The following is a 19,103-nucleotide window of genomic DNA, read 5'->3' as shown; positions in this document are numbered from 1 at the left end:
GATGCTGAAGAGATGGTTTTCCCGACGTGGTCATTTTCAGGGGACGCTTGAGGGACATGAATTCCCCTTGCCGTCCGGCCATACGCTCCTCGAAAGCGCGATCAACGCCGGCGTTTCCCTGCCGTATAACTGCCAGGTCGGCTCGTGTAAATCCTGTCTTTGCCGGGTAACGAGCGGCAAGGTGCGTTCGCTTGTCGACCTGAGCTATTTGCTCAGCCAGGAGGAGATTGCCGCCGGTCACGTGCTGGCATGCCAGTGCCTGCCAGAATCGGATTTAACGCTGGCCGCGGCATCCGCGTCCTGGACGCCTGCGCGAGTTAAGCAGGTTGTTGCGCTCTCATCCACGGTATGGCGCGTGACGCTGCTGGCGGAGCAGACGTTGTCCTTTCAGCCAGGACAATACGTTCAGGTCGGTCTCGAAAAGGATAAGGATATCCGGAGCTTTTCCGTGAGCTGGCCGAGCAAGGGGCGAGAGATTGTTCTGGATATCACGCGCCGTGAAGAGGGGCGGTTATCCCCACTGCTGTGTGATGAACAGGCGACTGGACGGAAGGTGTGGCTCTCAGACTGCCGGGGGCAGTTCGGCCAGCGGGATGACGGTAACGGTCCTCTGCTGGCTATCGCCAGTGGATCGGGACTGGGAACGACGCTGGGTCTGGTCCGCGCCGCGCTGGCGCGTCATCCCCACCGCGAGGTCATGCTGATCCACGCGGTTCGCAGGCGGCAGGACACATTCGACCTGCAGGAACTGCAGCGTCTGCGTCAGCACTATCCCGGTTTTCACTATCTGCACGCGTTATCCCGGGAGCGTGAGGTTCAGGCGCTGGAGCTGGCAGGACGCATTACCTGCTGGCTGGACGACTGGCGCGCCCTCTATCCCCGCCGGACGGCGGTAGCCGAATGGCGCGTCGTGATTTGCGGCAATCCCGCGCTGGCGCAGGCGTGCCGGCAAAGGCTGCTTGCCGGAGGGGTGATGAGCCACCTGCTTGAAATGGACTGCTTCTCCCCGCCGGTCGGTGCAAAAAACAGTCATAACAATAAGGAGCCCGTATGTTGAGTTACCTGAGATTTGCCCTTGTCCCCTGCGTTTTTTTTCCGCTGACCGCGCTCACAACCGTGCTCGGCGGCGTGTGGATCGTCGTCTCTATCCTCTGCGTGACGCTGAGCTATCTCCTATTCGATAACGCAACCACGCACGACACCGCCGATCGCCACTACCGGCTGCCGGCGCTGCTGGAAATCATCCCGTATTTACAGCTCCCGGCCGCGCTGCTGGCGTTGTTCGCCCTTATCTGGCAGGCCGCGCCGGGCGATCTGCTCGGGTTTGGCGCATGGCTTTCCGCCCTGACCGGTCACAACATCATGGCGCTGCATCACCTTACCCAGCCTGAGCTGCTGCTTGCGGCGGCCTCCACCGGCTATACCATGAGCACCAACACCGTGGTGGCCCATGAGCTTATCCACAAAACCCACAGCCTGGCGGCGATGATGGTCGGGCGCTGGCTTCTGGCGCTGGTCGGCGATGCGCAGTTTTCGATTTCACATGTCTATTCGCATCATCCTAACGTGGCGACCCCGGCGGACGGCGCGACGGCGCGTCGTGGGGAGAGTGTGTATCGCTTCTTTATCCGTTCTTCTCTGTCGCAGTATGTTGAATCCTGGCAGGTGGAAGCGCAGCGGCTGTCGCTTCAGAACCGAGGCGGCGCCATGCTGGTGAACCGGGTGGTGAGCGGGGTTCTGATGAGCCTGCTGATCGTGGCAGTCTGCTTTACAGCGGCGGGCGTCCGGGGCGCGCTGGCGTGCCTGGTGACCATGCTGGTCTCTAAGTTCCTGTTTGAAACGGTGAATTATATCCAGCACTACGGTCTGGTTCGTCTGCCCGGCACGCGCGTGGAGCCGCGACACAGCTGGGATTGCAATAACCGGGCCTCGTCGGCCGGTCTGTTGAACCTGACGCGCCACTCCGATCATCACACCCATCCGCGTCGTGAATACTGGAATTTGCAGGCGCACAGCTACGCGGTGGGAATCGAAAAAGGGTATGTCGCCCATATTTTTTACGCGCTGATCCCGCCGCTGTGGTTTAAGCGAATGGAGGCAAAACTCGCGTACTGGGACGAACACGTTGCCAGTGACGCAGAGCGTGCCCTGATCCGTCAGTCTGAATCATCCGCGGTTAAGTCCACTGTTCCCTGTGTTTCCGGAGAGTCCCATGAGTGAGCAATTTGATCGACTGATTGAGCAAGCCTACCAGCAGTATCGTGGCCCCGCCTACCTGCGCTCGCCGATGGTGTCATGCGTGAAGGCCGGTATCCGCCTGATGGATCGGGTTGTGCCGGGGGCGACCGCCGACTGGCTGGGCAATCGGTTTTTTACGCCGCGCCGGGTGCCGACGCGTGCAGGCGATAAAGAGATGACGGCGCTGGCGAGCCGCATTGAGTCTCTCCCTTTGAGTAATGGTAAACATGCGGTGGTGTACCGCTGGGGCAGCGAGGGACCTACCGTGCTGTTAGCCCACGGCTGGGAGTCGAGGGCTTCCCACTTTGGCAGGCTGATCAAGACGCTGGTCGAAAAGGGGTTTCAGGTCATCGGGTTTGATGCCCCCGCACATGGCAACGCGGCTGGACGTCAGAGCAGCATCGTCGAGTTCATTGAAATCATTGAACAGCTGGCGCAGCAGGAAGGGGGTTTTGACGCGATTGTGGCGCACTCGTTTGGCGGGTTATCCGTTATTAATGCGGTAAAGGCGGGATTGCGGACCCGCGCGCTGGTTATCGTGGGGGCGCCGACGCACTTTAGCGGGCTGGTCACCAAATATGCCGCGATCCTGAATCTCCCGGGTCGTCAGCAGCAAAGGCTACGACGGTATATTGAAGGGTACTTTGGTATTGGCGAGGCGGTCTGGCAGCGCTTTAACGCCTATGAGGGGCTGCAGCAGGTCGATCAGCCCGCCCTTGTTATTCACGACAGCAGCGATGACATCGTATTGCGGGTCGAAGCGGAATGCCTGGTCAACGCCTGGCCTGGCGCGAGGCTGGCAGAGACCCACGGTCAGGGGCATAACCCGCTGCGCCGTCCGGGGGAGGGCATCGACATGGTGATGGCGTATCTGGCTCCCTTGCTGGCGTCAGGCAATGATCGTGATAACCCTGTCGCCTGAGAGCTGATAATAGCCCTGGATCCGGCTGCCCTTTACGCGTTGAGGTGACAGCGTCTGGGTCAGCTCCAGGGTGATCCTCTGCTGTTCAGGCGCGATGAGACACACGCGGGCCGCGTCAAAATCGAGGGCGCGGCCAACCTCAGGATAGAGAGCTTTATAGAGACTCTCTTTCGCGGAAAAGGTGATGAGTAGCGCGCTGGCCTCGTCGAACGGGCTGGCGGCAAGACATTCCCGCTCCTGCGGTGTGGTAAACAGGTGCGCTGTCCGCTGCATCATCCCGGGGGCAAAAAACTCAATGTCGACGCCCGGCGTCAGGCCAGACGCCTCAGGCGCGATGACCGCCAGCGCCCATTCATGAGAATGTGACAGGCTTCCCCGCCAGCCGGAAGGCCACACCGGAGAACGATCCGGTGCGCTGCCCGGCGTAGTGTCACAGCCGAAGGATCTCAACACCCGCTGCGCGGCGTAACGCGCCGCAAGATACTCCGCCCGGCGTTTTACCACGGCGCTGTTGAGCGGAACGGGAAAGGGGATACCCCATTTATCAAAGAGCCCGTCATGGTACTCGTGCACGGTGAATGAGACCAGGCAGTAGCGCAGTGCGGGGAAAGGGGCGACGTTGCCCATCTCAACGGAGTGAATAAAAGGGGGCGCGGAATCCGTGTTTATCGCAGTAAACATAGCAGGGTTTCGGTATCTGTCGGGAGGACAGAATGCCATATAAGTGCGTGCCGGGTAAGGGGAATCACCCGGCCGCGGGAGAAAACGGTCAGGCCGTTACAAAATGTCTTTGATGCTCTGCGCCAGCGGCGTCGTTGCGCGCCCGATCAGTTTGCTCAGCGTATGGCTATCGTCAAAAAGTCCCCCTTTGGAGGCACCGACATCGGAGTCCGCCAGCATATCGGCCAGCCCGGCAGGCAGGCCGACGCTTTTCAGCGCGGCGGCAAAATCCGCTTCACTGAGATTCTGGTAGGTGACCGGCTTCCCGCTCTGTTTGCTGAGTTCAGCCGCCAGTTCGCTCAGCGTCCAGCCGTGGTCGCCCGCCAGTTCATACACCTTGCCCGCATGGCCCTCTTCAGCGATCACTTTCGCTGCCGCCGCGGCATAGTCTGCGCGGGTGGCAGAGGCAATTTTGCCTTCGCCTGCCGCACCAATAAACACGCCGTGTTCCAGGGCAGGCGGCGCGCTCGCCAGATAGTTTTCGGTATACCAGCCGTTGCGCAGCAGGGCATAAGGAATACCGGACGCCGCCAGCGCTTTTTCAGTGGCAACGTGTTCAACGTGCAGGCCGAGCGGGGATTTGTCCGCGTGCAGCAGGCTGGTGTAGGCGATAAATTTCACCCCTGCCGTTTTGGCGGCGTTAATCACGTTCTGGTGCTGGGTTGCGCGCTGGCCGACTTCACTGGAAGAGATCAGCAGCAGTTTATCCACGCCGCTCAGCGCGGCGGCGAAGGCGGCTTCGTCCGTGTAGTCTGCCTGACGCACCACAATCCCCTGCTGGCTTAAGGCTTGCGCTTTCGCCGGGTTACGTACGATGGCCACAATCTGGCTGGCCGGTACGGTTTTCAACAGCTGTTCGATAACGAGATGGCCAAGCTGGCCTGTAGCGCCGGTAATCGCGATCATGGTGAATCTCCTTCGTGTTTGTCTGATGTTGTGGCACACTAGCACCATAGCTAACTTTTAGTAAGTACGTACAAAAAGGTAAGTATGAAAACAACGATACCGACGCTCAGCGAACAAATGCGCGATGGCAATCTTTTCGCGGAGCAGTGTCCTTCACGCGAGGTGCTCAAACACGTGACCAGCCGCTGGGGTGTCCTGATCCTGCTGGCCCTGCGCCAGGGAACGCATCGCTTTAGCGATCTGCGCCGTAAAATGGGCGGGGTGAGCGAAAAGATGCTGTCCCAGTCGCTCCAGGCGCTGGAGCTGGACGGGTTTGTCGATCGCGTGTCGTATCCGGTGGTGCCGCCGCACGTAGAGTATAGCCTGACGCCGATGGGTATTGAGGTCAGCGAAAAAGTCGCCGCGCTGGCGGACTGGATTGAGGTAAATACGCCGAAGGTGATGGCGAATCGGGACGATCGCGCGGCGTAAAAGCCGGGTGGCGGCTTCGCCTTACCCGGCCTACCCGTACTCTTTCATCCCGTAGGCCGGGTAAGCGAAGCGCCACCCGGCACAATCGCCGCTACTTGCTTAAATCCACCTGATAAATCGCGAACCCAATATCATCCGTCGCGACCTGTTTCATCGGATATTGCGCCTTCTCCTTGATAAACGCGGCTGCCTTGTCGGACGGTGACGTTTCAAAACGGATATCCAGCGGCGTATCGCTGTGGATCGGCGCCAGACGCCAGTTGTTATCCACCGCCGGATGAATTTCTCCCGCCTTTTTCGACTCCGCGCTGATCCACGCCGCCAGCACCGAGCGGTTCTCATCTGGAGAAGCAAAGGCGATGTGGCTATCGCCCGTACCGGCAAACTTACCGCCGTAGGCACGATAGTTATTGGTCACCACCAGGAAAGTGGCATTCGGGTCGATCGCCTTGCCGTTGAAGGTCAGGTTTTTGATGCGCTCCGCCTGCGGGTTGATCGCCTGACACTCGCCGTCATATTTCGCCGGCTGGGTGACGTCAATCTGGTAGTTCACGCCGTCGATCACGTCGAAGTTGTAGGTACGGAAGCCGTCCCAGTTAATCAGCGACTGCGGCTTGCTGCTGTGCGGATCAATCTGGTTAAACTGTCCGGCAGAGCACTCCAGCCACTCTTTCACCTCTTTCCCGGTGGCTTTAACCACCACCAAAGTATTCGGATAGAGGTAGAGATCGGCGGCGTTACGGAAGGTCAACTGGCCCTTTTCGACCTCCACATAGCTTGCCGGGTCATTCTTACGTCCGCCCACTTTGAATGGCGCTGCGGCCGACAGGACAGGCAGTTTTGCCAGATCCGGATCGCCCTGCACAAAGTGTTCGGTATAGGCTTTCTGCGCCATATTGACGACCTGAACGGTCGGGTCATCCTGCACCAGCGCCAGGAAGCTGTACATGTTGTCGGCGGATTTGCCGATCGGCTTGCTGACGAATTCGCGCGTGGCGTCGTGATCGTGCTTCAGCACGTCGACCAGTTTTTTATCTTCAGCCGCCAGTGATTTTTTAGCCGCAGCGTCGTAAATCGGGCGCGCTTCAGCTTTTGACTGCGTCACCTTCCAGCTGCCGCTGTCGTTGTTCAGCACCAGGTCCACCACGCCCAGATGGTCGCCCCACATGCCCGGCATCACCGACGGCACGCCGTTGAGCGTGCCTTTCTCAATGTCCGCCCCTTTGATGCCGGCGAAATCTTTGCCCGGGAAGACCGCGTGGGCATGGCCGAAGAGGATCGCGTCGACACCCGGGACCTCACTGAGGTAGTAAACGGAGTTTTCTGCCATGGCCTGGTACGGATCGGCGGAGAGACCCGAGTGGGCGACAACGACCACCAGATCGGCGCCTTTTTTACGCATTTCAGGCACGTATTTGCGCGCGGTTTCGGTGATGTCGTTCACGGTCACTTTACCGTCGAGGTTGGCCTTATCCCACGTCATGATCTGCGGCGGGACAAAACCGATATAGCCGATTTTTAGCGTCTGTTTTTTACCGTCCTTGTCGACGACGCTTGTCTCTTTAATCAGGTAAGGGGTAAAGAGCGGCTTTTGGGTCTTAACGTCGATGATATTGGCATTAACGTACGGGAATTTCGCACCGGCCAGGGCGTCATGGAGGTATTTCAGACCGTAGTTGAATTCATGGTTGCCAAGGTTTCCGACGGTATAATCCAGGGTGTTCATCGCTTTATAAACAGGATGGGTCTCGCCTTTTTTCAGCCCTTTGGTCGCCATGTAATCTCCGAGCGGACTGCCCTGAATGAGATCGCCATTGTCGACCAGCACGCTGTTTTTCACTTCGCCACGTGCGGCATTGATCAAACTTGCCGTACGTACCAGTCCGAATTTTTCCGTCGGGGTATCTTTGTAGTAATCGAAGTCCATCATGTTGCTGTGCAGATCGGTCGTTTCCAGAATACGCAGATCTACCGTCGCCGCCTGAACGCTCGCTGCAATCAGCGTCGCCAGAAGCGTTGCACTAAACTTAATCATTAGAGGAGTCCTTTTTTCGATGCAGACCACAAAAGAGTATGTATCTATAGCTTGTTGCTTACAGAAATGTGAATCCTGACAGAAAAATGTAACCTGAAACCGGAATTGCTTCACAGATAGCGGAATTGTTCACATTACGATATAACTAAAACAAAGAGTTAACCTCACTGCGTTAACAAAGAGGTGGAAAATGCTAGATAAAATTTGTCAGCTCGCGCGGGATGCGGGAGATGCCATCATGCAGGTGTATGACGGTAGTAAACCTATGGAGGTGGTCAGCAAAGCCGACGACTCTCCGGTCACGGCGGCGGATATTGCGGCACATAAGGTTATCCTGAAAGGGTTACAGGCCTTGACGCCGGACATCCCCGTCCTGTCAGAAGAAGCGCCGCAAAGCTGGGAGGAGCGTCAGCACTGGCAGCGCTACTGGCTGGTCGATCCGCTGGACGGGACAAAAGAGTTCATCAAGCGCAACGGTGAATTCACCGTCAATATCGCCCTGATTGAAAAGGGAAAAGCGGTGCTGGGTGTGGTCTATGCGCCGGTCATGAAAGTGATGTACAGCGCCGCAGAAGGGAAGGCGTGGAAGGAAGAGTGCGGCGTGCGCAAGCAGATCCAGGTGCGCGATGCGCGTCCACCGCTGGTGGTGATTAGCCGCTCGCACAGCGACAGCGAGCTGCAGGAGTATCTGCAACAGCTGGGTGAACACCAGACCACCTCGATTGGCTCATCGCTGAAATTCTGTCTGGTAGCGGAAGGTCATGCGCAGCTCTACCCCCGCTTCGGGCCAACCAACGTCTGGGATACCGCCGCCGGGCATGCCGTTGCCGCGGCAGCCGGGGCGCATGTTCATGACTGGCAGGGCAAGCCGCTGGACTATACCCCGCGCGAATCCTTCCTCAACCCCGGCTTCCGCGTCTCGATTTATTGAGCCAGCAGCTTATGCAGCAGGTCAACAACCTGCTGCACCTCTTCCTGGGTTAACGCACCGTCTTTCACCCACTGAACGCGACCTTCTTTATCCAGCACGATAATGGCGGAGCTCTCTTCTTCCAGTTGCCAGGCCTTACGGGTGACGCCGTTGCTGTCGACGATAAACTGCGACCACGGGTAGAGCTTTTTATTGCTCTCAAGGCTTGAGCGCACAAACATCCCGGAGCCCGGAATGGCGTCATCGGTATTCACGATCGTGGTGGTCTGGTAGCGGTCGTGAGGGAATTTTGCGGCCTTGATCGCTTCCACCAGGTTGGCATTTTTCTCTTTTGCGGATGTACGACCGGCAATATGTTGTACAACTCTCACTTTGCCCGCGAGCTGCGCGCTATTCCAGGCTTTGTAGCTAAACTTATCATTGTCGAGAATCAATTCTCCCCGGTCAGCAATGCCGACTGGCGGTACACGTTGTCCTTTTTCAATGCTGTGAGCGGAAGCCCACAGGGGCAGCAGCAGGCAGGCTGCTGCAAGGATATTACGTAGGGTCATGGCGTTTCCTTATTATTTGCAGGTGATCCGACCACTTGGTCTTGCGCTTTTAATGATAAGTGCGATCAATGTGGTTTTCCCGCAATCCCGATGCCAGTTTGCGGGTGAACGCACATATCCATGAAAAAACGACGGCTTATACTGCTCTCAGTCACGCTTTGCAAAGATTATTCTGAATAATTGTAATCAAACGGTAAATAAACTTATGCACACTGGGTAACACCGTAGTTCTGGTCTATAGTCATTGGGCATTAAAATTTGCGCTCAGGACAGTCGGGCCGATTGTGGCACCGCAAGAGCGTATGATTCGCAGGAGATACAAGAATGAAAATTTTCCAACGCTACAACCCGCTTCAAGTGGCGAAGTACGTGAAGATCCTGTTCCGTGGACGGTTGTATATCAAGGATGTTGGCGCTTTTGAGTTTGATAAGGGCAAGATCCTTGTCCCAAAAGTGAAGGACAAACAGCACCTGTCTGTGATGTCCGAAGTCAACCGTCAGGTTATGCGTCTGCAGACTGAGATGGCTTAACCAACGTGCTATGCAGTAGTTAAAAAGACGGCTCCCGATGGGAGCCGTTGATGTTTGTAGGGGCTGGAACGTTACGCCGACACCTTCTCTTCCGCGTCCGGCAGCTTCGGCACCAGTACGGTCGGTTTGTTGTCGATGCGCGTCACCAGCAGCTGGTCGATGCGGTAGTTATCAATATCCACCACCTCAAACTTGTAGCCGGAGAACTTCACCGAGTCGGTACGTTTCGGGATCTTACGCAGCATAAACATCATAAAGCCGCCGATGGTCTCGTAGTTGCCGGACTGCGGGAACTCGTCGATATCCAGCACGCGCATCACGTCTTCAATCGGCGTGCCGCCATCAATCAGCCATGAATTATCGTCACGCTGAACAATCTGCTCTTCCAGCCCCTGGCCAACCAGGTCGCCCATCAGCGTGGTCATCACGTCGTTCAGGGTGATAATACCCACCACCAGCGCGTATTCGTTCATGATAACCGCGAAGTCTTCCCCGGCGGTTTTGAAACTTTCCAGCGCTTCTGAGAGCGTCAGGGTGTCCGGCACAATCAGGGTATTGCGGATCTGCACGCCGCTGTTCAGCGCCAGGCTCTGGTTCGCCAGCACGCGGTTCAGCAGGTCTTTGGAGTCGACGTAACCGATGATGTGGTCGATATCTTCATTACAGACCAAGAACTTGGAGTGCGGATGCTGCGCCACTTTGTTCTTCAGGCTCTGCTCATCTTCATGTAAATCGAACCAGATAATACTTTCACGGCCCGTCATGGAAGACGGCACGGTACGGGATTCCAGTTCAAATACGTTCTCAATCAGCTCGTGCTCCTGCTTGCGCAGCACACCGGCCAGCGCGCCGGCTTCCACGACCGCATAAATGTCGTCAGAGGTGATGTCGTCTTTACGCACCATCGGCAGCTTAAAGATGCGGAAAATCACGTTCGCCAGGCCGTTGAAGAACCACACCAGCGGACGAAACACGTACAGACAGAAGCGCATCGGGTTGATGATACGCAAAGCCACAGCTTCTGGCGCAATCATACCGATGCGTTTCGGGGTCAGGTCGGCAAAGAGGATAAACAGGCCGGTGACCAGCGAGAAGGAGAGGATAAAGCTCAGCTGTTCGGCCAGCTCAACGGACATGTACTTAACAAAGAGGCTATAAAACGCCGGGGAAAACGCCGCATCACCCACGATACCGCCGAGAATGGCGACCGCGTTGAGGCCGATCTGCACCACGGTGAAGAACATGCCGGGGTTTTCCTGCATTTTCAGGATGCGGGTGGCATTGATGTTGCCTTCATCGGCAAGCAGCTTCAGTTTGATTTTACGGGACGCGGCCAGCGAGATCTCAGATATCGAGAAAAATGCACTGACGGCAATCAGACAAAGTATTACTAAAATACTGTTTAACATAGTTTATCCGGCTTCTCGCCAGATCCTCAGAAGGGGAATTGATACCATTTGTGTGAAAACACATTGAACGTCAGCTCGTAGCGTTGAGCCGATTATTTCAGCGGGTAGTATAGCGTAAAGAGATGTAAATCTGCCAGAGGTCACATTTTTGGCATAAAACAGACCGGACAGCGGGCGCTGTCCGGTACATCGCGTTATTTCACGGTAGACAGGCGGGCATCGCCCACCGCCCGACGGGTAGCATCGCCTCCCCACACCTGGTCATACTCATAGCCTGTGAGCTGTTTGATCACCACGCGGGTCCCGGCGTCGCAGTCGCGGTAATCCCCACCCAGCTTACGGCGCGCAATCTCCTTCAGAAGCAGCTTGTGCGTCTCACGGGTGAGCTTGAACCTGTAGGTGGTGAAGAAGCTGACCGCCAGCAGGGCTGCCGTTGCGAAGATCATCAGGCCGATAATCGCCCCCAGCGCGCTTTCAGGCTGCACGCCGCTGCCCTTCACGAAGCCGGATTCCTGCAGCACCAGGCCAATGATCATGATGGCAATCGCCACGGTGCTCTTGCGGGTCAGGACCATCACCCCGGCAAAAATGCCCTCGCGGCGCTGCTGGGTCACCATCTCGTCAATATCCGGAATGAAGCTGTAGATATTCCACGGAATATAGTAGAGGCCAGAGCGGGCGGCACCGAGCAGAATAAAGACCGCGGAGAACAGCAGCGTCGGGACCTGCGTTTTGGTGAGGTAAACCGTAAACAGGAAGGCCAGCACCAGGAAGATACAGCCGTAGGAGAGCCGCAGGGCGGCAGACGGCGTGACGTTCAGCCGGTTCAGCAACAGCATAAATCCATAGGTACCCGGTACTGAGGCAAAGGCGGCAATACTCAGCCAGCCGGAAACCGCCGAGGCATCCTGACTCAGGCAATACACGACGTAATAGGTAAAGACCGAACCGAACACGTCCATCGCCGTGAATGAAAAGATGTAAATAATGATATGCAGGCGAAACGCGCGAATACGGAATGAAGAAAAGAGATCCAGCACCAGATATTTCAGGTGATTGAGTATCCCGCCGCTGCGCTGGTTGTCCACTTTAAAACTGGATTCCTGCTGCACATCCTTCGCTTCCCAGGTGGTGTACCAGGTAATAAATACCGCAAGGCAGAACACGCAGGAAAATATCAGCCCAGTGAGGGTATAGGTAAACGGATTATCTTTACCCGTAAACTGCATAATCACGCCGGGAACCGAAACCGCAAGAAAACCGCCCAGCTGGGAGCAGATCATCCGCACGCCGGACAGGCGGCTACGCTCTTCATACCGGTTCGTCATCTCAGCCGCCAGGGTCTCCCAGGGTACCAGCACCATCGCCGACAGCAGTTCAATAGAGAGGTAAGTGCCCAGGTAGTACCAGTAACCCATGTCCGTCATCCACAGCAGGGCATACAAAAACATGAGCGGTGAGCTGAGTAATAAAAAGAAGCGGCGACGGCCAAATTTACGCCCGAGCCAGGTATCCCCGAAGTTATCGGTGATATAGCCCATAATCGGGCTTAATAGCGCATCAATCACGCGGGCAATGGCGAATATAGATCCCGCTTCAATGACTGAGAGTCCGCAATAGGTGGTGTAAAAAAATAACAGCCAGGTGCCGATAATGGTAAACGCACCCCCGCCAAAAAGATCGGTTACGCCGTAGCCGAGCGCCACGCCATAACCCACTCTACGTTCAGTTGGTTTGACCATAATAATATCCAGTGTAGGGTAATGATTAACCCGTTTTTCCGGGTCGTTTTTTATTGAGTGCTGGAATACAAATTACGTTCTAGTTATTGATATCTATCCATTGTCTTAACTGAGATGAGCGGTAAATAGCCTCCACAAGGGTGAGTGATTTTCCGGCTTCATGGATGTCGGTGTAATCCGTGTTTCCGGGATGAGAAATAGCATGATAAAACCGGCGGATCGCCTGCTCGTGCCCCAGACCCCAGTAGCTTTTGACCGAGCCGTCGGGAGAGTCATCGCTGGCCAGCCTGAGCCGCTCGCCGCGGGCGATGCACCAGAGGACGTTGTTATGCAGCAGCAGCGAGCCCTGTTCGCAGTGGATCTCCATCAGAAGCGGGGAATCGGTGGTATTGCAGTTGCTGGCGTAAAACAGGCCGCGGGCACCGTTGGCAAAGTGCAGTGTGGCCATCGCGCTGTCTTCCCCTTCGGTCACGTCCGCCAGCTCGCCGCTGTCCACCACGCCTTTCACGCGCGTTACGCCGCCTGCGAACCACTGCATCAGGTCGAGGGTATGAATGGCCTGGTTGATCAGCAGGCTGCCCCCTTCCGTTGCCAGCCGCCCGCGCCACGGGCTTTCGGTGTAGTACGCGCCCGAGCGTGACCACGTCAGCACGGCCTTAATGCTGAGCATTTTTCCCAGCTCGCCGTCCTCCAGCATCTGGCGAATGCGCAGGCTGGTGGGGTTGAGGCGGTTCTGGTAGCACACGCCGAGCAGACCCGACGCCTGTTCGGCGGCACGGGTGATGTCCACGAGTTCGCTGCTGTTCATGCCCACCGGTTTTTCGCAGAAAACATGCTTCCCGGCGGCGAGCGCCGCCAGGATCATGTTCTTATGCTCGAAATGCGGCGTGCAGATGTGGACCACGTCGATGGCATCATCCAGCAGCATTTCCCGGTAATCCTGATAGAAGCGGCACTGATAGCGCATTGCCAGCTCCAGCCCTTTGACGCTGTCGATGTCCACCAGCGCGCGTAGCGCGACGTTGGGGAGCAGGCGCAACGCGTTCACGTGGCAGCCGTGAATCGCTCCGGCACCGATAACCGCCGTGTTCAGGATCGTCATTGTCGCCTCCCGTTATTCCGTCGCGTTGGCCAGCATCTGGGCCTTCACGCAGAGCTCCGCCGCTTTGAAGGCGTGCGCCTGCGTCATGGCGTTTTCGGTACGATGCAGACAGTCGAGGATCAGTTCGCCAAAGAACGGGAATCCGACCTGTCCGGCGACCGGGTAGCGGAATTCCCCCTCTTTATTGACGAGATAAACCACGTCCTGCTCGCCGCGGGTGAGATCGACATATTTGCGGATCTCGATATACCCGTCGGTGCCGAGCAGCGTCAGACGGCCGTCGCCCCAGGTTGAGAGCCCGTCCGGGGTGAACCAGTCGCAGCGGAAATAGCCGCTGGCGCCGTTTTCGCCTCTGATCGTCGCGTCGCCGAAATCTTCAAATGCCGGATGCTGCGGATGGTTGAAATTGCGTGCCTGGCTGGCGACCACGCATGCCTCACTGTTGCCCGTGTAAAACAGAAATTGCTCAATCTGGTGGCTGCCGATGTCGCACAGAATGCCGCCAAAATAGCGACGATCGTAGAACCAGTCCGGGCGGCCGGTCCCTTCCCGGTGCGGGCCGGTTCCCAGGGTTTGCACCACGCGGCCAATGGCCCCCTGCTGCACCAGCTGTCCGGCAAACACCGCACTCTCCACGTGGAGACGTTCGCTGTAGTACACGGCGTATTTCCGCCCGGTTTTCTCAACCATCGCTTTGGCATCCGCCAGCTGTTCGAGAGTGGTGAGCGGCGCTTTATCCGTGAAGTAGTCCTTGCCTGCGGCCATGGCTTTCAGCCCCAGCGCACAGCGCTCGGAGGGGATGGCCGCACCGGCCACCAGGCGCACCTCGTCGTCGTTGAGTATCACCTCCAGCGACTCCGCCACTTTTGCCTGCGGGTATTGCTGGATGAATTTATCCACTTTGGCCGGATCGGGATCGTATACCCACTTCAGCGTGGCTCCGGCTTCTATCAGACCGTTACTCATGCCGTAGATATGGCCGTGGTCGAGCGCGGCAGCGGCAAAAACAAATTCCCCCTCGCAGACAACCGGCTGGGGTTTACCCACCGGGGCGTAGTTCATTCCGTCATTTTTGTTCATGGTGTCACTCCTTAATCCAGATCTTTGCCAAGGGGGATCGCACCCACTTCGCTGAAGTTGGCGACGCTTGCGGATTTTTCATAAAAACGGGGGGCGAGGGCATTCGTCCCGCCGGTACGGTAAAACGGGTCGTCGCGCTGAATCGGCAGCGAGACCACGGTGCGGGTAATGGCAGATTTGTAGATCGCGGTAATCAGCTCCAGCGAGCGTTTGCCCTGCAGGCCATCCACTAACGGCGCCGTGCCGTGCTCGATGGCGGAAAGCAGGTCGTTAATCTGCCCGGTGTGCAGCGTCCACTCGAGCTTCGGCGTCCCCTGAAAAACGGCGTTGAGCTGCGCTTCTCGCGTCAGATCGTTAGTCTCCTGCGGGAAGCCGTTATCGGCGCTGACGCTGGCAAAGGCCTGCCACGGCGCAGAGATACGTGCCTTGTCACCCTGAATAATGATTTTCTGGTCTTCCCCGTGGTGCACGACCGAGGCGGTAAGCTGGGTGAGCGCGCCGCTGGGGTATTTGAAGATCGCGGCGCTGAGGTCTTCGACTTCAGCGTTGTCGTGCGCCACGTTGGTCATCATCGCCACCACCTCGGACGGGAAGCCGAGCATCCACTGAATGGCGTCGATGTGGTGAACCGCGTGGTTAAGGGTGCAGCCGCCGCCCTCTTTTTCCCAGGTGCCGCGCCACCACAGGTCGTAGTAGCAGTGTCCGCGCCACCAGAAGGAGTCCACCTGCGCGTGGCAAACCTTGCCCGCAAGCTCCGAATCCAGCGCTGCTTTTAAGCGCCAGAAGGCATCGGTAAAGCGGTTTTGGGCAATGATGGAGAGCGTTTTGCCGCTGGCCTTTTGTGCGGCGATCATCGCGTCGCACTCCTCCAGCGAGGCGGCCATCGGTTTTTCGCACAGCACGTGGTAGCCCGCGTTCAGGGCATCAATGCCGATCTCTGCGTGGACGTAGGGCGGCGTGCAGACGTCGACGATATCGATATCCGGCTCTGACGCCAGCATCTGCTGGTGGCTGTCATACACCCGGGCGTCCGTCAGGCCGTAGCGCGTTTTTTTCTCGTGGGCTTTTTCCGGGTAAATATCCACCAGCGCGACGATCCGGCAGCGCTGACCAAACTGCAAATAGCCCTGAATATGGTTGTGCGAGATATTCCCTGTTCCCACGATAGCGACATTTAACATCGATTCTTCTCCGGAGTTACCAGGTGCCGGAGGCATCCAGCGTGACGCTGGCTGTCTCTTTAGCCACTGAGGTGCTGATGCGCTGCTGAAGCAGGCGCAAATACTGTTTTTCGTTGAGCGGGAGTTCGACCCAGTCGTCGGTCCAGGTAGAGAGGTGCATGGCATTGGAGAGCGTCAACCCGCGGATCCCTTCCAGACCCGGCGCAATGAGCGGTTCGCCGCGCAGAATGGCGGCACAGAAGTTGGCGGTAATAACGTGATGTTCGCTGCATTCCGGGGCGACGGGAAGCGTGACCTCCCAGCATTCAGGCTCTCCAAAACCGTTTTGCCAGCGGGCGTTGAAGGCGGTTTCAGATTCCCGCAGCCGCCAGTAGCGCAGCTTGCCCTCTTCGACGACCACCTTGCCGCGATCGCCGACGATTTCCAGCCGGTTGGTGCCCGGCGTTTCCGCCACGGTGGTGATAAACACGCCCGTTGCGCCGTTGGCATACTCGGCGTAGGCGGTGACCTCGTCTTCCACTTCGATTTGACGATGCTTACCGAACTGGCAGAACGCGCGCAGGCGGACCGGCATGCCGACCAGCCACTGCCAGAGATCGAGCTGGTGCGGGTCCTGGTTAAGCAGCACGCCGCCGCCTTCCCCTTTCCAGGTGGCGCGCCAGCCGCCGGAGTTGTAATAGCTCTGCGAGCGATACCAGTTGGTGATGATCCAGTTGGAGCGGCGGATCTCACCCAGCTCGCCGCTGTCGATCAGATCTTTCACCTTCTGGTAGAGCGGGTTCGGGCGCTGGTTGTACATGATGCCGAACACCACATCGCACGCCTGGGCGCAGGCGTTCATCTCCTGCACCTGGGCGGTATACACGCCCGCCGGTTTTTCACACAGGGTGTGGATGCCGTTGCGCATCGCCAGCATCGACAGGCGCGGATGCTCGTAGTGCGGCGTGGCGACAATCACCGCGTCGATAAGCCCGCTCTGGAGCATCTCCTGCGCGTCGCTGAATAAGGGGAGGGTGCCGACCAGCTGGCGAATAGCCGGATGCTTTTCCGGTGCATTATCACAAACCGCCGCCAGGCAGGCGTCGCTGACCGTACCCGCCAGTAAATAACGCGCGTGGACCGTACCGATATTCCCTATTCCAATAATGCCAAAACGTACCTTCTCCATGTCACACCTTAATTTCAGTTGAAATGAGTGATGACCGGAAAATAGGAAAGGGGAGCGGCAGCGACAATGTGTTTTTGTGAGAATACTCGCAAGGTGATTAAGTAATCTCCAGGCTTTCTGAAATTTAGTTTTAAAATCAACGGACTGTTTCTGCAAATATTTGCAAAAACTGAATGAGAGCGAGGTCACACTATGCCGGGCAAGTTAAAAATGGAGGAAATTGCGGCCCTGACGGGCTATTCCGTCAGCACGGTTTCGCGGGTATTAAGCGGCAAGTCTTACACCAGCGATAAAGCCAGGGAGGCGATCGTTCGCACCGCGCGAGAATTAGGCGTGCTGGAGTCCATGGCCAGCGGAAGACTGTTAATTAACGGAATCGCTGTTTTTGCGCCGGAAAGAACCTTTCAGGGACGCGGGGATATTTTTTATCTGGAAGTGACGAAAGGAATTGCGGAAGCCTGCGCGCGGCATAATGTGTGGGTCACGTGCTGTGGTTTAGAAGAACAGCACGCCGATGTGAAAGTCTTTATGGAAAAGGCCAGTCATAAGAATATCAACGCGATAATTATTATTGGCACTGATGATTCCACCATATTTAAACTGGCCAGCACGCTGAATAAGCCCTGCGTGTTGATTAATTCCGTCGATCGGGATCGGGTGCTGGATGCTGTGTCGCCCGATCACCGGGCGATTGGCTTCACCGCCATGCAGTACCTTTTCGAGCAGGGTCATCGCCGCGTGCTCACGCTCACCTGCCTGCGTCGGGATACGCTGTACGCGCGTCTGGACGGCATCAAAGAGGCGTATCGCCATTTTCACGTCGCCTTTGACCCGCAGCGCGATTTGCTCGTGACGGAGTGGTTTACCGCGGAAGAGGCCGAGCAGGCGCTGGATGCGTGGTTAGTGAGTCATGACCGATCCCAGTGGCCGGAGGTGATTTTTCCGAACAGTACCCGCATGGTGGAAGGGGTGGTGAGGGTGTTAACGCGCCACGGGCTGCGCATTCCGGAAGACATTTCGCTGATTACGACCGATTTTGCATGGAATTTAGCGCACCGTCTGGAAAAACCGGTCACCGGCGTCACGGTACCCTGCCGCGAGCTGGGGATTGAGGCCGTTCACCTGCTGCAAACGCGGCTCAACCGACCGCAGGCAGCGGTCTTTAACCTGCTGTTACAGGGCAAAATGATGGATTACGGGTCGGTCAGCAACGCCACGCGCCACGCGGCTCGCGTGGCGCTGGATGAGTAATCAGGCCAGCTGTGGCGGCAGGCAGACGCCGATGCCCCCGATGCCGCAGTAGCCGTACGGGTTTTTATGCAGGTACTGCTGGTGATCGTCCTCGGCGTAGTAGAACGGTTTCGCCGTCGCGATTTCCGTGGTCACCTCGCGCGTATCGCCCGCTTCACGCATGGCCTGCTGGAAACGCTCCAGGCTGGCGCGCGCGGCGGCATCCTGCTCAGGCGTGAGCGGATAAATGGCCGAACGGTACTGGGTGCCGTGGTCGTTGCCCTGACGCATGCCCTGCGCCGGGTCGTGGTTTTCCCAGAAGACCTGCAGGAGCTGCTCGTAGCTAATCACCGCAGGGTCATAGACCACGCGTACCGCTTCCGCATGCCCGGTTTCGCCGGAGCAGACTTCGCGATAGGTCGGATTCGGCGTGTAACCGCCCGTGTAGCCAGCCGCCGTGCTGTAAACGCCGGGCAACTGCCAGAAGAGGCGCTCAACGCCCCAGAAGCAGCCCATGGCGAACAGGGCGATTTCCATTCCCTCCGGCACGTTGGTTATGGAATGGTTATTGACGGCGTGTAAGGTCGCCACAGGCATAGGGGTGTTGCGTCCCGGTAATGCATCGGTTTGTGAAACCAGATGCTTTTTGTCGAATAAACTCACGATGGGGCCTCCCGGGGTGCGATGTTTCAGTTAAGGTTGTCACGAAGCGTTTAATTGAACACAATAAATGCGCTGAATGAGTCTAGATTTAATCATAAGAAATATTTGGGTGTTACACCCATTTTCAACCCGCGATTCGGGTTTTTGGCCAACAGGCCGTATTTTGCCGCGGAGCGGCACTTCATTTGCTTCCAGGGTGGAAACAGGGATATTCAGGAGAAAA

At 57.3% G+C, this 19,103-nt stretch carries 18 protein-coding genes; 7 read left to right on the top strand and 11 right to left on the bottom strand.

All coding sequences use genetic code 11. The features are described 5' to 3' along the window. Position 1 precedes the first annotated feature (1 nt). From P349_RS12615 to P349_RS12625, 3 genes are read left to right on the top strand one after another with little or no spacing between them, the layout of a single operon-like run. Entirely contained in the window at positions 2 to 1,057 is a 1,056-nt protein-coding gene (locus tag P349_RS12615; RefSeq protein ID WP_032651391.1) for a 2Fe-2S iron-sulfur cluster binding domain-containing protein, read from the top strand. Then, entirely contained in the window at positions 1,051 to 2,220 is a 1,170-nt protein-coding gene (locus P349_RS12620) for an alkane 1-monooxygenase (protein ID WP_032651392.1), read from the top strand. The genes P349_RS12615 and P349_RS12620 overlap by 7 nt, the downstream gene beginning before the upstream one ends. Next, on the top strand, positions 2,213 to 3,160 hold the full coding sequence (locus P349_RS12625) for an alpha/beta fold hydrolase (RefSeq protein WP_032651394.1): 948 nt from the start codon (positions 2,213 to 2,215) through the stop codon (positions 3,158 to 3,160). The genes P349_RS12620 and P349_RS12625 overlap by 8 nt, the downstream gene beginning before the upstream one ends. Here P349_RS12625 and P349_RS12630 read toward each other — a convergent pair. After that, entirely contained in the window at positions 3,128 to 3,841 is a 714-nt protein-coding gene (locus tag P349_RS12630) for a 4'-phosphopantetheinyl transferase family protein (RefSeq protein ID WP_032651395.1), read from the bottom strand. The genes P349_RS12625 and P349_RS12630 overlap by 33 nt on opposite strands. Positions 3,842 to 3,937: 96 nt before the next feature. Further along, complete coding sequence (locus tag P349_RS12635; RefSeq protein ID WP_032651398.1) at positions 3,938 to 4,786, bottom strand: SDR family oxidoreductase; 849 nt, start codon at positions 4,784 to 4,786, stop codon at positions 3,938 to 3,940. A gap of 84 nt (positions 4,787 to 4,870) precedes the next feature. Here P349_RS12635 and P349_RS12640 point away from each other — a divergent pair, with 84 nt between their 5' ends. After that, the gene (locus P349_RS12640; protein WP_032651400.1) at positions 4,871 to 5,257 is read left to right on the top strand and encodes a winged helix-turn-helix transcriptional regulator; all 387 of its coding nucleotides are present in this window, start codon (positions 4,871 to 4,873) and stop codon (positions 5,255 to 5,257) included. Positions 5,258 to 5,348: 91 nt separating this feature from the next. Here P349_RS12640 and P349_RS12645 read toward each other — a convergent pair whose 3' ends face one another. Continuing rightward, entirely contained in the window at positions 5,349 to 7,292 is a 1,944-nt protein-coding gene (locus P349_RS12645; RefSeq protein ID WP_032651401.1) for a bifunctional 2',3'-cyclic-nucleotide 2'-phosphodiesterase/3'-nucleotidase, read from the bottom strand. 190 nt (positions 7,293 to 7,482) lie between these two features. Here P349_RS12645 and cysQ point away from each other — a divergent pair, with 190 nt between their 5' ends. Beyond that, positions 7,483 to 8,223 (top strand): 3'(2'),5'-bisphosphate nucleotidase CysQ, encoded by a 741-nt coding sequence (gene cysQ / locus P349_RS12650; RefSeq protein ID WP_024907298.1) that lies wholly within the window; start codon positions 7,483 to 7,485, stop codon positions 8,221 to 8,223. Here cysQ and P349_RS12655 read toward each other — a convergent pair. Next, the gene (locus P349_RS12655) at positions 8,217 to 8,774 is read right to left on the bottom strand and encodes a YtfJ family protein (protein ID WP_032651402.1); all 558 of its coding nucleotides are present in this window, start codon (positions 8,772 to 8,774) and stop codon (positions 8,217 to 8,219) included. The genes cysQ and P349_RS12655 overlap by 7 nt on opposite strands. Before the next feature lie 324 nt (positions 8,775 to 9,098). Between P349_RS12655 and P349_RS12660 the strand changes: the two genes are divergently transcribed. Further along, on the top strand, positions 9,099 to 9,305 hold the full coding sequence (locus P349_RS12660) for a DUF1107 domain-containing protein (RefSeq protein ID WP_008501430.1): 207 nt from the start codon (positions 9,099 to 9,101) through the stop codon (positions 9,303 to 9,305). A 71-nt stretch (positions 9,306 to 9,376) separates the two neighbouring features. On the opposite strand, the gene P349_RS12665 is transcribed toward P349_RS12660, so the two are convergent. The 6 genes from P349_RS12665 to P349_RS12690 form a co-directional block, all read right to left on the bottom strand. Next, positions 9,377 to 10,714, bottom strand: a complete 1,338-nt coding sequence (locus P349_RS12665) for a hemolysin family protein (protein WP_023310162.1) — start codon at positions 10,712 to 10,714, stop codon at positions 9,377 to 9,379. A gap of 194 nt (positions 10,715 to 10,908) precedes the next feature. Continuing rightward, positions 10,909 to 12,456: an MFS transporter gene (locus P349_RS12670; protein ID WP_032651405.1), complete on the bottom strand. Its 1,548-nt coding sequence runs from the start codon at positions 12,454 to 12,456 to the stop codon at positions 10,909 to 10,911. Between the two features lie 79 nt (positions 12,457 to 12,535). After that, the gene (locus P349_RS12675) at positions 12,536 to 13,558 is read right to left on the bottom strand and encodes a Gfo/Idh/MocA family protein (protein WP_032651406.1); all 1,023 of its coding nucleotides are present in this window, start codon (positions 13,556 to 13,558) and stop codon (positions 12,536 to 12,538) included. A 12-nt stretch (positions 13,559 to 13,570) separates the two neighbouring features. Next, on the bottom strand, positions 13,571 to 14,638 hold the full coding sequence (locus P349_RS12680) for a Gfo/Idh/MocA family protein (RefSeq protein WP_032651407.1): 1,068 nt from the start codon (positions 14,636 to 14,638) through the stop codon (positions 13,571 to 13,573). A gap of 11 nt (positions 14,639 to 14,649) precedes the next feature. Next, a complete protein-coding gene (locus P349_RS12685; RefSeq protein ID WP_032651408.1) occupies positions 14,650 to 15,819 on the bottom strand; it encodes a Gfo/Idh/MocA family protein in 1,170 nt (389 codons plus the stop codon). Positions 15,820 to 15,835: 16 nt separating this feature from the next. Then, on the bottom strand, positions 15,836 to 16,987 hold the full coding sequence (locus tag P349_RS12690; protein WP_032651410.1) for a Gfo/Idh/MocA family protein: 1,152 nt from the start codon (positions 16,985 to 16,987) through the stop codon (positions 15,836 to 15,838). 192 nt (positions 16,988 to 17,179) lie between these two features. Between P349_RS12690 and P349_RS12695 the strand changes: the two genes are divergently transcribed. Beyond that, complete coding sequence (locus P349_RS12695; protein ID WP_032651415.1) at positions 17,180 to 18,238, top strand: LacI family DNA-binding transcriptional regulator; 1,059 nt, start codon at positions 17,180 to 17,182, stop codon at positions 18,236 to 18,238. Here the strand turns inward: P349_RS12695 and msrA are convergent, their stop codons facing one another. After that, entirely contained in the window at positions 18,239 to 18,880 is a 642-nt protein-coding gene (gene msrA / locus P349_RS12700) for a peptide-methionine (S)-S-oxide reductase MsrA (protein ID WP_032651418.1), read from the bottom strand. Positions 18,881 to 19,103 lie beyond the last annotated feature (223 nt).

Source organism: Enterobacter sp. DC4 (assembly GCF_000568095.1).
Taxonomy (GTDB): Bacteria; Pseudomonadota; Gammaproteobacteria; order Enterobacterales; family Enterobacteriaceae; genus Enterobacter; species Enterobacter pseudoroggenkampii.
The sequence above is the reverse complement of the archived record's forward strand: the minus strand, read 5'-3'. Positions and strand labels throughout refer to the sequence as shown.